Consider the following 14826-nt stretch of genomic DNA (forward strand, 5'->3'; position numbering starts at 1 on the left):
CTCATTCACCCAAATAGGCGGTACGCACTCTTGGGTCTTGAAGCAATTCAGACCCAGGTCCAGTAAGGGTAATAAGCCCGCTTTCCATCACATAAGCACGATCTGCCATTTGCAAGGCTAGACGCGCATTTTGCTCTACCAACAGAATGGTCATCCCATTTTTGGAGAGGTTGCGCACCACATCAAAGATAGTTTCAACCATGATGGGAGACAAGCCCATTGAAGGCTCATCCAGCAAAAGTAATTTGGGCTCAGCCATCATTGCCCTACCCATTGCAACCATTTGTTGCTCACCACCAGAAAGCGTTCCGGCCAATTGAGAAAGTCTTTCCTTTAATCTTGAGAAGTAATAAAAGACTTCTTCAAGCTTACGATCAATTGCTTTGGCATCACTCTTTAAGAATGCGCCCATTTGTAAATTTTCCAAAATGGTCATGCGCTTAAATACGCCACGACCTTCTGGAACCAAACCAAGACCTAATCGAGCTAATTCATAAGCGGGCTGTCCATTAGTTTGCTGGTTGGCAAACTGAATGACACCAGACGTTGGCGTTAATAAGCCCGCAATTGCCTTAAGACTAGAGCTTTTGCCGGCACCATTGGCGCCAATCAAGGCCACTAATTCACCTTGATTTACGTGCAGATCAATCCCTTTAACCGCATTGATACCGCCATAAGCCACCCTCAGATCTTCTACTCTTAGCAGTGCGCTCATTACACCGCTCCCTGACCAAGATAGGCCTTTATGACTTCTGGATGTTCGCGCACATCACTAGGCTTACCTGAAGCAATCACCTTGCCGTAATCAAGCACAGTCAAATGATCACAGATACCCATTACCAAGCTCACATCATGCTCAATCAATAGAATCGTTTTTCCATCAGCACGAATACGAAGTAGCAATTCACGGAGCTCCAACTTTTCTGTAGCGTTCATACCAGCCGCCGGCTCATCCAATGCCAATAATTTTGGCTCCGTTGCCAATGCTCTAGCAATTTCTAATCGCCGTTGATGTCCATAAGAGAGGTTACGAGCTTGCATATCCTTGTAATCACTCAAGCCAACATAGGCAAGCAACGCAAGCGACTTTTCTTGAATCTGCTGCTCTTCACGACGAGTAGCGGGAAAGCGGAAAATTGCGCCAAGCAGCCCTGCCTTAGATCGGCAATGACAACCCACCATCACATTCTCTAGAACAGACATCTCACCAAATAAGCGAATGTTCTGAAAGGTTCTTGCTAAACCCGCCTTAGTCACCTGCGATACAGACTCTGGAAAGTACGAGACGCCATCAAATAAGAAAATTCCTGAATCAGCAGGATAAAGACCGGTAATGACATTAAAGAACGTGGTCTTGCCAGCGCCGTTGGGTCCAATAAGACCAACAATCGCACCATGAGGAACTTGCAGGCCAACAGAGTCGAGTGCCCGAACTCCACCAAAGCGCTTAGAGACATCAGCAACATCCAATAACAAATGCGCACTCATTATTGATCGCCTCGCTTCTGCCAGATTCCGCCGGGACGATAAAGCATGATCAAAATTAAGGCCAAGCCGTAGATCAACTGACGAATCACTTCAACATCGACGATCACGTGGCCAAATAACATTTTCTGAACAGGCTCAGCAACTCCACGCAACACCTCAGGAAATACCGCGAGCACAATCGCACCCAATATCACGCCAGGAATATGCCCAATTCCTCCAAGAACAACCATCGCCAGGACGACAATGGATTCCCACAAGGTAAAAGATTCTGGTGAAACAAATCCCTGAAAAGCAGAAAAGAGTACGCCGGCCACACCAGCAAATGAGGCGCCAATAGCAAACGCCAGCAATTTCATATTCCGGGTATTGATGCCCATGGCCTTTGCTGCAATCTCATCTTCACGAATAGCAACCCAAGCACGACCAATCCGAGAGTTTTGCAAATGCAGGCAAACGATCGTTACTAGAACTGCGAGAATCAGAAAAAGATAAAACACTAAATACAAACCTGGAATCTGAATAATCCCCAAATCTAATGGCTTTGTAAAAGTAATGCCAAATACTTGCAAGGGATCAATTGCAGTAATGCCTTTTGGACCATTGGTGAGATTTAAAGGGCGATCCAAGTTATTCATAAAAATACGAATGATTTCGCCGAAGCCTAAAGTCACAATCGCCAAATAATCGCCACGCAACTGCAATGTAGGCAAGCCCAGCACTATTCCAAAGAGAGCAGCCAAGATAATTGAAAAGATCGCGACCATCCAAGGCGAAAAGTGCATGCCCTGCGGAAATGCAGATGCAATCACTTCAAAATGATTTGGTAAATGCGGAGAGGCAAGTAAAGCGTAGCTGTACGCCCCAAGCGCATAAAAAGCGATGTAACCCAAATCTAAAAGCCCAGCAAATCCCACAACCACATTCAGACCTAGGGCAAGCACGATATACAGCAAGGCGAAGTCGAGAACGCGAACCCAATAATTCCCGCCACCCACGCCTACTAACCACGGCAGCACCACAAGCGCAATGACACCTAAACCTAGATAGGCATTATGAATAGGGTGATTTTTGACAAGCTTCCTAAGCACGATCAGAAACTTTCTCGCCCAATAATCCAGTAGGTCGAAGTACTAACACCAAAATTAATACTAAGAACGCAAAAATATCTTGGTAGTTTGAGCCAAAGACTCCGCCAGTGAGCTCACCAATATAGCCGGCACCCAAAGACTCAATCAAGCCCAATAACAGACCACCGAGCATAGCGCCCTGTAAATTTCCAATGCCGCCCAAGACGGCAGCAGTAAATGCTTTAAGGCCTGGAATAAAGCCCATATAAAAATGAACATTACCGTAATTGCTTGCGATCATCACACCAGCTAATCCTGCAAGTGCGCCACCCAACATAAAGGTGATGGAAATCACGCGATTGGGATTCACACCCATCAATGAGGCAATTTGCGTTTGTTCAGCTGTCGCGCGCATTGCTCTTCCCAGCTTGGTTTTTTCAACCAGAAATAACAATCCGCACATCACTGCCAATGCCACGAGAATGATGACAATCTCTTTACCTGTAATCGTTGCGCCAGTGGAGCCCAACTCGATTGGAGTTGATGGAAGTAATTGAGGATAGGTCATCGGGTTTCGAGACCAAATTAACATAGCAACTGTTTGCAAGAGTATCGACATACCGATTGCGGAGATCAGCGGCGCCAAGCGAGGTGCATTACGCAAGGGACGATAGGCAATACGCTCAATCCAGTAGCTCAAACCGGCACAAACTGCCATCGCGACCGGCAAAACGATCAAGAGGGTCAGCCAACCTGGCAATCCACTGGTCAAACCTAAAATTAGGCGCAGCAATGACAAAGACACCATTGCGCCAATCATCAACACTTCGCCATGCGCGAAATTAATAATCCCCAGCACGCCATAAACCATGGTGTAACCCAAAGCGATCAAGGCATAAATACTGCCAAGCACTAAGCCATTGATGATTTGCTGAAGAAAAATATCCATTGATGATTTGATAAAAAGAGCGCCGAATATTCGGCGCTCTTTCAAGACTTCTTACATATTGATGACGTCAAGAACTGTTTTCTTTTTGTCTTTGAAGTCGTACAAAGTGATCACGCCTTCTTTCATATCGCCTTTGCTATCAAAAGCGATGTTGCCAATCAAACCATTCATCTTGGTGTCAGGCATTGCAAGCAAGATTTTTGCTGGATCAGTTGAATTGGCGCGCTTCATTGCATCCACCAACACATAGACTGCATCGTAGGTAAATGGTGCATAAATTTGCACATCAGAATTAAAGCGCTCTTTGTAACGCTTCTGGAAATCAGCGCCCTGAGCCATTTTAGAAAGCGCTTTGCCAGCTTCCGAACAAGTTACATTCACTACCGCTTCACCTGCAAGCTCAATTAGTTTTTCGGTGCACATGCCATCACCGCCAACAATCTTCGCCTTAATACCTAATTCCGTAGCTTGCTTTGCTAAAGGACCGCCAGTAGCATCCATGCCGCCATACATAATGACGTCAGGTTTGCTGCCTTTTACTTTGGTCAGAATAGCTTTGAAGTCAGTCGCTTTATTGTTGCTCGCCTCGCGAGTCACCACTTTTAGACCGGCTGCTTTTACGGTCTTCTCAAACTCATCAGCTAGACCTTTGCCGTATTGAGTAGAGTCATCAATAATCGCCACCGTTTTTGCCTTTAAGGTGTTTGCAACGTAATTTCCTAAAGCAGGGCCTTGTTGCGCATCAGTCGCCACTAGGCGATAGGTCGTCTTAAAGCCTTGCTTGGTGTAATCAGGATTGGTGGAAGATGGGGAAACCTGCGTAATACCAGCATCGCTATAAATCTTTGATGCTGGAATACTGGTCCCAGAATTTAAGTGCCCAACAACGCCAACCACTTTTGCATCTACTAATTTTTGCGCAACCTGTGTAGCTGTTTTTGGATCTTCCGCATCATCTTCAGGCACCAAAGTCAAAACTACTTTTTTGCCATCGATTGTTAAGCCTGCTTTATTAATTTCTTCAAGAGCTAAGCGCGCGCCATTCTCATTATCTTTACCCAAGTGAGCGATGGGTCCAGTCAATGGAGCTACGTGGCCAATCTTGACCTCTATACCATCCGCAGGAACAGTAGCAGCTTTATCACCACTTTTGCCGCAAGCCGTCAAAATTAATGCGGCTACCGATAAAGCAATCGCGCTCTTCATAAAATTCACTTTTGATGCATTGGAATTAATCATCTACAGCTCCTCTGTTATGAATCAAACTTCAATCAACTAAATTTTTTGGTAAAGAAAAAGTGACATCTTCAACAACGCCAGCCAAAGGCCGGACACTACGCGGGCCAAACTCTTGAATGCGCGCCACTATGGATTGAGCAAGACTTTCCGGGGCGGAAGCGCCGGCCGTTAAACCCACTCGCTTCTTCCCTGCAAACCATTCTGGCTTTAACTGTTCTGGCGCATCCACCATGTAGGAAGGTACACCTAATTTTTCTGATAGTTCTCGCAAGCGATTGGAGTTCGAGCTTGTCGCACTACCCACCACAATAACGACCTCGACTTGAGGTGCCATAAATTTCACAGCATCTTGACGATTCTGGGTGGCATAACAAATATCTTGTTTGCGAGGCTGAACAATATTAGGGAATTTTCTGGTGAGCGCTTCAACAATCTCTTTAGTCTCATCAACAGATAAAGTTGTTTGCGTTACAAAAGCAATTTTTTCATCGCTTGGGAAAGGCAGCTTTTCTACATCGCCAATTTTTTCGATTAAGAAAACGCCTTCTCTGACTTGGCCCATGGTGCCCTCTACTTCGGGGTGTCCTGCATGACCAATCATCAATACCGTGTAACCCTCTTTGCACATCTTGACCACCTCAAGATGCACCTTAGTCACAAGAGGACAAGTCGCGTCATACACCTGCAAGCCGCGTTGCTCGGCATCTTTACGCACTTCTTGAGATACGCCATGCGCGCTAAATACGACAATTCCACCCCTGGGCACTTCATGCAATTCATCTACAAATACCGCGCCCTTGTCACGCAATTCATTCACCACATAGACGTTGTGAACAATTTCATGTCGAACGTATATCGGGGCGCCGAAGCGATTCAATGCCTCGTTAACGATATTGATCGCACGATCAACCCCTGCGCAAAAACCGCGGGGTTGTGCCATCAAAATTTCTGCGTGATCAGATCCACTCATATTGCTTTAAAGAATAGCGACAATCTGCGCTTCAAAAGTTACTTCACGGCCAGCCAAAGGGTGATTGAAATCAAACCAAGCGCCCTCATCATCAATCGATTGCAAAACACCCGCATATTGGGCGCCACCAGGCGCATTAAATTCAATCACATCGCCCGGATTAAATTCCACGTCATCATCGCGCCCTTCTTTAAGCGCCTTAAGCGAAACCCACTGCACTAAATCTTCTTTACGTTCGCCAAAACTTTCTTCCGGCGATAGCAAGGCGCTCTTTTTATCACCAATACCCAATCCCAACAACACCCTTTCAAAACAAGGCGCAAATTGTCCAGAACCCATCAGAACCGTCGCAGGACGATCAACAAACGTATTGATGTAATCCTCCCCATTGGGCAAAGTCAGCCGATAGTTGAGGGTCAAATAGGAGTTGGGCAAAACAGTGAGCTTAGTCATAAGGTGATTGTATCTAGCCCCGCGTCGGGAATACATTCCTCAATACCCCAATGGCCTAAAAATGAACAACCCCGAGAAAAGCTTCGCCTACATGGTGCCAAATGCCTTACTGATGCAGAGCTACTGGCAATATTTTTACGCGTTGGCGTCAAGGGCAAAAATGCCGTCAACCTGGCAAATGATCTTTTGCACCATTTTGGTAGCCTTCCCCGCCTGCTTGCTAGCAGCTCTGCTGAATTCACCCGCATTCATGGAATGGGGATTTCCAAATGGAGTCAGATTCAAGCGGCTTACGAGCTAGTTAAGCGCAGCCTAGAGGATGGCCTTGCCCAACAATCCATCTTTTCCTCGCCAGGGCATGTCAAAGAGTTCTTGCAGGCCAAAATAGGAGGTCTACCTCACGAGGTTTTTCTCTGCCTTTATTTAGACTCAGGACTGCATCTGATTGAATGTCAAGAGCTGTTTCGGGGATCAATTACGCACACAGCGGTATACCCCCGAGAAATCCTCAAGGAGGCCCTTTCCAGAAATGCCAGCGCCCTGATCGTTGCCCATAACCACCCCAGTGGCAAACCTTTACCCAGCAAAGCAGACCAAGATTTGACTCAAACCCTCATTAAAGCCTTGCAGTTAGTGGATATACCCTTGCTAGACCACTGTATCGTAAGCAACGGCGGATTTTTCTCCTTCTCAGAGTCAGGTCTTATGGATATTTAATTAAATTGATAGTAAGTGCTAACTTATTTAAAAGATGCAACCATTTTATTAGTAATTTCACGGAATTTTGAGGTTGCAGGCCTCCCGCCAAAGCCACATAGGACTAGCCCAAAACAGGCTTTGACTGATACAATCTTTCTTTTTCGCAATTAATGGAGTTAGTCATGGCAAAAGTTTGCCAAGTCACTGGGAAAAAGCCGATGGTTGGCAACAATGTATCCCATGCAAACAATAAAACAAAGCGTCGCTTTTTGCCGAATTTGCAAAACCGTCGTTTCTGGGTTGAATCTGAAAACCGTTGGATTAGCTTGCGCTTAACCAATGCTGGTTTGCGCGTTATCGACAAGAATGGCATCGACGCTGTTTTGTCTGATCTCCGTGCACGTGGCGAAATTTAAGGAGCGCACAAATGGCTAAAGGCGGCAGAGAAAAAATCAAATTAGAGTCATCAGCTGGTACTGGTCACTTCTACACAACTTCAAAAAACAAGCGTACAAAGCCTGAGAAAATGGAGATTATGAAATTTGATCCAACCATTCGCAAGCACGTTGCTTACAAAGAAACAAAACTCAAGTAACCGACACAAATCATTACTTGAAGTAAATAAAAAACCCGCTACTCAGCGGGTTTTTTATTATCCATTTTGGATCTCTTTTGAATCTGTTTAATTGATTAATTAATTCCTCAAGCGTAACGACGCAATCTCAAAGAGAACTCTCGCAAGCTTGTTAAACCACTATCTTCTGCGCGTTGACACCATGCGTGCAATTGCGACAAAAGTTGTTCACGTGTTGCGGTTGATCGGCCCCAGATAGCCTGAAGATCGCGACGCATCTCAATCATCTTACGAAGCTGAGCGTTACTGGCCATCAGCTCTTCCAGCTTGGCTTTCTCCTCATGGCTCAAGCGTGACTCATCTTTAACCAACCAGGTACGAGCATCGCTTAAATGGCTTGCGAGCACTTGCATATGTTGCACTTCGTTACTAAAGAAGTTACGTAGAGTTTTACTGTAACGCGCCATGATTTCATAACGATTAGCAATGATTGCTTCTAATGTATTTTGATCGGCAGGACGCAAATCACTTAAAACTGGTTTTGGCGGCGTCTTTTTCACAGTGGCTAAACCTACTGCACTCATCATTTGGATATACATCCAACCAATATCAAATTCATACCACTTGTTAGAAAGCTTTGCGCTAGTAGCAAAAGTGTGATGGTTATTGTGCAACTCTTCGCCACCAATCAAAATACCCCAAGGGAAAATATTAGTGGAAGCATCCTCGCAATCAAAGTTGCGATAACCCCAGTAGTGACCAATGCCGTTAATGATGCCAGCTGCGGTAATCGGAATCCACAACATTTGAACGGCCCAAACTGTTAAGCCAACCGCACCAAATAAAAACACATCGATGATGAGCATGATGGCAACACCTTGCCATGTAAATCTGGAGTAGATATTGCGCTCAAGCCAATCGTCTGGAGTGCCATGGCCAAACTTCTCCATAGTCTCTTGATTCTTTGCCTCTTGCTTATAAAGTTCAGCACCGCGGGATAACACAGTGCCAATACCTAGAATTTGCGGGCTATGGGGATCGTCAACCGTCTCGCACTTGGCGTGGTGCTTACGGTGAATAGAAGCCCACTCTTTGGTCACCATACCGGTGGTAAGCCAAAGCCAAAGGCGGAAAAAGTGAGAAACAATCGGGTGCAGGTCTAGCGCACGATGCGCCTGGCAACGATGCAAAAAGATAGTTACAGCAGCAATCGTAATGTGGGTGGCAATTAAGATGAACAAAGTAATCTGCCACCAAGACCAATCTAAATATCCATTGGCGAGCCAGTTAAGAAATAGATCAAAACCAGAGTTTGAAACTGTATTCAAAAGTATGTCCTTTTAAGTATCAGCTCTCATTTTAACGCTTTTCAGCGATTTTTTGGCTTATCTTTCGTTAACTCTATGGTTTTTATGTTTCTGCATTTTCAGGTTTAGAGCTCTTTTTCTGAAAAACAGCCCCAAAAAACCCATCTGTACCATGTATATGAGGCCACAATTGCCACCAAGGATTATCTGCTGAGCAGCCCAATGGTAATTTATCCTTTGGAAACAATGACTTAAGAACTTCCGCCGCTGGAACTACCTCGAACTCAGGGTGAATCTTTAGAAAATCTTCTGCAACTCCTTGATTTTCCTGAGGCAATAGACTGCAAGTTGCATATACCAAGCGACCACCCGGTTTTAAGAGGCGAGCCGCTGAATTCAGGATGCTCGCTTGCTTTTGATTCAGCTCGGCGACACCCTCAGGCGTTTGACGCCACTTGAGGTCAGGATTGCGACGGAGGGTACCCATGCCACTACAAGGGGCATCAACCAAAACACGATCAATCTTTCCGGCAAGGCGCTTAATCTTCGCGTCATTCTCGGAATCAATCCACACAGGGTGGACATTGGAAAGGCCGCTGCGAGCTTGTCTAGGTTTTAGATTGGCTAAGCGGCGTTCAGATGTATCAAATGCATATAAACGCCCTGTAGATCTCATTAGCGCACCAATTGCTAATGTCTTTCCACCAGCGCCAGCGCAAAAATCAACAACCATCTCACCGCGTTTTGGTGCAAGCAAATAAGCCAGTAATTGGCTGCCTTCGTCTTGCACCTCAAACATGCCAGCTTTAAAACCTGCAGTATGTTGCAAGGCCGGTTTACCCATGATGCGAACACCATCTGGCGCAAAAGGAGTTGGAGTAGCTTGATAACGACCACCTAAAGCGTTCATCTGCGCGAGCAATTCTTCACGATTGGTCTTCATCGTGTTTGCGCGTAAATCTAAAGAAGCAGGATGCATCAATGATTTTGCTAACTCTTCACGAGTATCTTCGCCTGGATATTTTCCAAAGGCATCCCACAACCACTCAGGCAAATTGTTGCGCACTAGAGGATTTAAAGAACTTGGATCTACTGTTGAAATTCGTTGCAACCATTCATACTCACCAGGCTTCAGAACGTGCGCCAAGTCAGCGATCGCACTCTCCGCACGATTGCCAGAGCCAAGTCCGCCTTCAGATAGAGCGGACAGCAAACCCAATAGGGCTAAGCGTCTAGCCTGCGACCCCTCACCACTGGAGGCAAATTGAGAGAACTCATTTTTACGACGCAAAATAGCAAATGCACTCTCCGCTATCAACGCGCGATCACGATTACCAAGTTTTGGTTCTGACCGAAAATAACGACTAACAATCCGATCGGCAGGTTGATCAAATTGCAGTAATTCTGGAAGCAAGCGCTCTAAATGAATCGCATGCTGTGGCAAAGCTTTCGCATTTGAGAAATTTTTCTGACCTTCAGGGGCAATCAAATTACCACTGGCATTACGTCTCTCAGCACGACGCAATGGATCCTTTGATTTGGCCGCGTAACTTTTTTGAGGGCCTAAGCGCTTATTAGATTTTGGGTTCGAACGTTCTGCGCTCATAATTTAAATAATTGCGACTCTGGGGGTTGTAACTTCACTTGATTACCTTCAATGCGCAATCTTCCATCAAGGAACCATTTTACGGCTCGTGGATAAATCTGATGCTCAGCCCTCAAAACTCGAGCAGCAAGTGTATCGGCATCATCACCCGCGAGCACCGGCACGGAAGCCTGACAAATAATCGGCCCCTCATCGACACCCTCGGTCACAAAATGTACGGTTGCACCATGCTCCTTAACTCCTGCCTCTAGGGCGCGCTCATGCGTATGCAAGCCAGGAAAAGCAGGCAAAAGGGCTGGATGGATATTAATCAAGCGACCCTCAAAATGACGAATAAAGCCAGGGGTCAGAATTCGCATAAAACCCGCCAAGACCACTAAATCAGCCCCTAACTCATCAATCTTCTGAATTAAAGCGGCGTCAAAGGAGTCCCGAGTAGAGTGCTCCTTATGCTCAATTACAAACGCCGGAATACCATGCGAGCGAGCAAAATCAAGGCCCTTAGCCGCAGAGTGATTCGCTATGACCCCTGCAAATTTGACTGGCCATTGCTCTTTTTGGGCCGTTTTAACGATTGCCTCGAAATTGGATCCGCGGCCGGAGATTAAGGTAACGATAGAAAGCATGCCCACAATATAATTGATGGCTACCCAGAAGGCGATTTTGTGAACGTATTTCGTGGCTCGACCCCGTTTTTCGCAGGACCTGCTTGTGCCCTAACCATCGGAAATTTCGATGGCGTGCACAGGGGTCATCGCGCCCTGCTCAACCAGCTGGTTGATGGCGCCCGCGAAAGGGGTTTAGTTAGCTGCGTGCTGACCTTTGAGCCCCACCCAAAAGAATTTTTCTCTCCCGAGCAAGCGCCACCCCGAATCCTGAATTTGCGCGACAAATTGGCTGCACTTGCAGAGATTGGAATTGATCGCGTGGTTGTAGAGCATTTCAACTCAGCATTTGCTCGTCTATCACCTGAAGAATTTGTATCGGAAATTATTGTTAAGCGCCTCAACACCAAATGGATTTTAATTGGCGATGACTTTTGCTATGGAGCCAAGCGAGCAGGTAATTTTGCAAGCCTCAAGGCGGCTGGCGAAAAATATGGATTTGAAGTTTCCAGCATTCAAACGATTTCTGATGATGGTGAACGCATTTCGAGTTCAGCATTGCGTACCGCTCTTGCAAATGGTGATATGAAGCAAGCAGAAAAATTACTTGGTCGCCCCTATGGAATTTCTGGGCACGTCATTCATGGACGGCAACTTGGTCGTCAATTGGGTTTCCCCACTTTAAATTTAGCCGTAGCAAATCACCTACATCATCGCAAACCAGCGACAACCGGCATCTTCACTGCGCAAGTACTAGGGCTGAGCGATAAACCCTTACCAGCCGTAGCTAGCCTGGGTGTGCGGCCTACGGTAGAAGATGAAGGTCGCGTGCTGCTTGAGACCCACATCTTTGATTACCAAAAGGATGTTTACGGAAAAATTATTACCGTTGAACTTTTAGAAAAAATTCGTGACGAGGAAAAGTATGATGACCTCGACACCCTCACAAATGCCATTGCGCAAGACGCAAAGCACGCCAAAAATTATTTCCAGAAAAAATCTTATGTCTGAAAAAGAAAATAACTATCCAGTCAATTTGCTAGATACTGCGTTTCCGATGCGAGGCGATCTAGCGAAACGCGAACCTCTATGGGTCGCACAATGGCAAAAAAATAAACTTTACGAAAAGATTCGTGCGGCTCACGCAGGCCAACCGAAATTCATCTTGCATGATGGCCCTCCTTATGCGAATGGCGATATTCATATCGGTCATGCGGTTAATAAGATTCTGAAGGACATGATTGTGAAATCCCGTTGGTTGATGGGATTCGATTCTGCTTACGTGCCCGGCTGGGATTGCCATGGAATGCCAATTGAGATTCAAATTGAGAAGCAGTTTGGCAAGAATCTACCTACCGCTGAAGTGCAAGCCAAAGCCCGTGCCTATGCGCAAGTGCAGGTAGACAAGCAAAAGAAAGATTTCGAGCGCTTAGGGGTATTGGGCGACTGGAATAACCCCTACCTGACCATGAATTACCGCAACGAGGCCGATGAAATTCGTGCCCTCGGGAAGATCTGGGAGAAGGGCTACGTATTCCGTGGCTTAAAACCAGTGAACTGGTGCTTTGATTGCGGCTCCGCGCTTGCAGAAGCCGAAGTGGAATACCAAGATAAAACCGATCCAACCGTCGATGTAGGTTTTGCATTTGATGATGCGCAGCGTCCGCAACTTGCCAAAGCCTTTGGATTGGCGGAGCTACCTAATAAGCCCGGTCAAATTGTGATCTGGACTACAACGCCTTGGACCATTCCGGCCAACCAGGCAATGAACGTTCACCCCGAGTTAACTTATGCCTTAGTTGATGTAGGTGACAAACTTTTGATTCTTGCAAAAGATCGTGTTGAAACCTGCTTGCAAGATTACGGTCTCGAAGGCAAAGTGATTGCCACTTGCCTTGGTGGGAAGCTCGCAAACATTTCTTTCTGGCACCCCCTAGCTTCATTGCACGAAGGTTACAAACGTCTTTCACCAATCTATGTAGCTGAATATGTCACGCTCGATACCGGCACAGGTATTGTTCACTCCGCGCCCGCATATGGTGAAGAAGACTTTAAATCTTGCAAGGCAAATGGACTTATAGATAAAGATATCTTGAATCCAGTAATGGGAAATGGCGTGTATGCGTCTTGGTTACCGCTCTTTGCCAATGAATACATTTGGAAAGCGAATCCAAAAATCGTCGAAGCAATGCGCGAAGCAGGAAGCTTATTGCGTGACAAAACCTATACCCACTCGTATATGCATTGCTGGCGCCACAAGTCGCCGATTATTTACCGTGCGACATCACAGTGGTTCGCAAGCATGGATAAAAAACCATCTGACGGTAAAGCCAGCTTACGTGAAACCGCGTTAGCCGGCATCGACAATACAGATTTCTTCCCTGCTTGGGGTAAGCAGCGCTTGCATAGCATGATCGCCAATCGTCCGGATTGGACACTCTCGCGCCAGCGTCAATGGGGTGTGCCCATGGCCTTCTTTGTTCATAAAGAAACTGGGGATCCACATCCACGCACAGTCGAGCTACTTAAGGAAATCGCAAAGCGTGTAGAAAAAGGTGGGATTGAAGCTTGGCAGCAGCTCGAAGTTTCTGAGTTACTCGGTAATGAAGCTGCCCAATATGAAAAGAATCGCGACACATTAGATGTATGGTTTGATTCAGGCACAACCCATTGGCATGTAATTCGCGGATCGCATCGCGATGAACTACTTACCGCAGAAGCAGAAACGCCTGCTGGCCGTTTTGCTGACTTGTATCTTGAAGGCTCTGACCAACACCGCGGTTGGTTCCACTCTTCTTTGCTTACCGGTGCAATGCTGGATGGCAAGCCGCCTTATAAGGCACTCTTGACCCACGGTTTCACTGTTGATGGTCAAGGCCGCAAGATGAGCAAATCGGTAGGCAACGTGATTGCGCCTCAGCAAGTGGCAGACAAACTCGGCGCAGAAATTATTCGCTTGTGGGTTGCGTCTACAGATTACTCGGGTGAGATGACGATCTCCGATGAAATTCTGAAGCGCGTCACAGAAAGCTATCGTCGTATTCGCAATACCTTGCGCTTCTTGCTTGCCAACCTTTCTGACTTTGATCCTGCTAAGCATGCAATGCCTACTGATCAATGGCTAGAAATTGATCGCTATGCAGTAGCGCTAGCCAATCAATTACAAAGCGATATCGAGGCACATTACAAAGCTTATGAGTTCCATCCCGCAGTCGCGCGCATGCTGACTTTCTGTTCAGAAGATTTAGGTGGCTTCTATTTAGATATTCTGAAAGATCGTCTCTACACTAGCGCACCTGATTCCGCGGATCGTAGAGCAGCTCAAAATGCACTTTTCCACATCACTCGCAATCTCTTGAAGTGGTTGTCTCCATTCCTCTCGTTTACCGCAGAAGAAGCTTGGCAAGATCTTCCGAAAGATCCTAGCAAGAAACTTTCTGAATCCATCTTCATGGAAGAATTTGGCACCTTCCCAGAAATCACGAACTCAGATGAGCTGCTTGGCAAATGGAATCGCATTCGTGAGATTCGCTCAGAGGTGACCAAGGCTATTGAGGTTGAGCGCGAAGCTGGTAACGTAGGTTCATCCCTGCAAGCCGAACTCACCATTAAGCTTGGTGACGCTGACTTCGCCATCTTGCACTCGCTTGAGAATGACTTACGTTTCGTCACCATTACTTCAAGCGCCAATATTGAATTGAGTAATGATGGCTTAGAGGTTTTGGTACGCGGCAGCCAATATAAGAAATGTGGTCGTTGCTGGCACCACACCAAAGATGTTGGCAGTAATGCAGATCACCCCGATCTTTGTGGTCGTTGTATTAGCAATCTCTTTGGTGACGGTGATCACCGCCTCTTTGCTTAATCTG

The 14826-nt window shown here is 46.3% G+C and carries 15 protein-coding genes; 5 read left to right on the top strand and 10 right to left on the bottom strand.

Going from position 1 to position 14826, the window contains the following annotated elements; genetic code table 11:
* Position 1 precedes the first annotated feature (1 nt).
* The 7 genes from DCO17_RS08695 to DCO17_RS08725 form a co-directional block, all read right to left on the bottom strand.
* Complete coding sequence (locus tag DCO17_RS08695; protein WP_173956332.1) at positions 2–715, bottom strand: ABC transporter ATP-binding protein; 714 nt, start codon at positions 713–715, stop codon at positions 2–4.
* Positions 715–1488 (bottom strand): ABC transporter ATP-binding protein, encoded by a 774-nt coding sequence (locus DCO17_RS08700; protein WP_173956333.1) that lies wholly within the window; start codon positions 1486–1488, stop codon positions 715–717. The genes DCO17_RS08695 and DCO17_RS08700 overlap by 1 nt, the downstream gene beginning before the upstream one ends.
* The gene (locus DCO17_RS08705; protein WP_173956334.1) at positions 1488–2576 is read right to left on the bottom strand and encodes an ABC transporter permease subunit; all 1089 of its coding nucleotides are present in this window, start codon (positions 2574–2576) and stop codon (positions 1488–1490) included. The genes DCO17_RS08700 and DCO17_RS08705 overlap by 1 nt, the downstream gene beginning before the upstream one ends.
* Positions 2569–3504, bottom strand: a complete 936-nt coding sequence (locus DCO17_RS08710; RefSeq protein ID WP_173956335.1) for a branched-chain amino acid ABC transporter permease — start codon at positions 3502–3504, stop codon at positions 2569–2571. The genes DCO17_RS08705 and DCO17_RS08710 overlap by 8 nt, the downstream gene beginning before the upstream one ends.
* A 51-nt stretch (positions 3505–3555) precedes the next feature.
* Positions 3556–4710: a branched-chain amino acid ABC transporter substrate-binding protein gene (locus DCO17_RS08715; protein WP_173956775.1), complete on the bottom strand. Its 1155-nt coding sequence runs from the start codon at positions 4708–4710 to the stop codon at positions 3556–3558.
* 61 nt (positions 4711–4771) lie between these two features.
* On the bottom strand, positions 4772–5713 hold the full coding sequence (gene ispH / locus DCO17_RS08720; protein ID WP_173956336.1) for a 4-hydroxy-3-methylbut-2-enyl diphosphate reductase: 942 nt from the start codon (positions 5711–5713) through the stop codon (positions 4772–4774).
* A 6-nt stretch (positions 5714–5719) separates the two neighbouring features.
* Positions 5720–6166, bottom strand: coding sequence for an FKBP-type peptidyl-prolyl cis-trans isomerase (locus DCO17_RS08725; RefSeq protein ID WP_173956337.1), 447 nt, complete (start codon positions 6164–6166; stop codon positions 5720–5722).
* Positions 6167–6169: 3 nt separating this feature from the next.
* Here DCO17_RS08725 and radC point away from each other — a divergent pair, with 3 nt between their 5' ends.
* From radC to rpmG, 3 genes are all read left to right on the top strand, one after another.
* A complete protein-coding gene (gene radC / locus DCO17_RS08730) occupies positions 6170–6883 on the top strand; it encodes a RadC family protein (RefSeq protein WP_173956338.1) in 714 nt (237 codons plus the stop codon).
* A 164-nt stretch (positions 6884–7047) separates the two neighbouring features.
* Entirely contained in the window at positions 7048–7281 is a 234-nt protein-coding gene (rpmB, locus tag DCO17_RS08735) for a 50S ribosomal protein L28 (RefSeq protein WP_011903570.1), read from the top strand.
* Between the two features lie 11 nt (positions 7282–7292).
* A complete protein-coding gene (rpmG, locus tag DCO17_RS08740; protein WP_015421876.1) occupies positions 7293–7460 on the top strand; it encodes a 50S ribosomal protein L33 in 168 nt (55 codons plus the stop codon).
* Positions 7461–7567: 107 nt separating this feature from the next.
* Here rpmG and DCO17_RS08745 read toward each other — a convergent pair whose 3' ends face one another.
* From DCO17_RS08745 to purN, 3 genes are all read right to left on the bottom strand, one after another.
* On the bottom strand, positions 7568–8767 hold the full coding sequence (locus DCO17_RS08745) for a DesA family fatty acid desaturase (RefSeq protein WP_173956339.1): 1200 nt from the start codon (positions 8765–8767) through the stop codon (positions 7568–7570).
* 82 nt (positions 8768–8849) lie between these two features.
* Positions 8850–10352, bottom strand: a complete 1503-nt coding sequence (locus DCO17_RS08750) for an RsmB/NOP family class I SAM-dependent RNA methyltransferase (RefSeq protein ID WP_173956340.1) — start codon at positions 10350–10352, stop codon at positions 8850–8852.
* On the bottom strand, positions 10349–10978 hold the full coding sequence (gene purN, locus DCO17_RS08755) for a phosphoribosylglycinamide formyltransferase (protein ID WP_173956341.1): 630 nt from the start codon (positions 10976–10978) through the stop codon (positions 10349–10351). The genes DCO17_RS08750 and purN overlap by 4 nt, the downstream gene beginning before the upstream one ends.
* Positions 10979–11017: 39 nt before the next feature.
* Between purN and DCO17_RS08760 the strand changes: the two genes are divergently transcribed.
* Positions 11018–11968, top strand: a complete 951-nt coding sequence (locus DCO17_RS08760; protein WP_173956342.1) for a bifunctional riboflavin kinase/FAD synthetase — start codon at positions 11018–11020, stop codon at positions 11966–11968.
* Positions 11943–14822, top strand: coding sequence for an isoleucine--tRNA ligase (gene ileS, locus DCO17_RS08765; protein ID WP_437342824.1), 2880 nt, complete (start codon positions 11943–11945; stop codon positions 14820–14822). The genes DCO17_RS08760 and ileS overlap by 26 nt, the downstream gene beginning before the upstream one ends.
* Positions 14823–14826 lie beyond the last annotated feature (4 nt).

This window comes from Polynucleobacter tropicus, from assembly GCF_013307225.1.
GTDB classification, from domain to species: domain Bacteria; phylum Pseudomonadota; class Gammaproteobacteria; order Burkholderiales; family Burkholderiaceae; genus Polynucleobacter; species Polynucleobacter tropicus.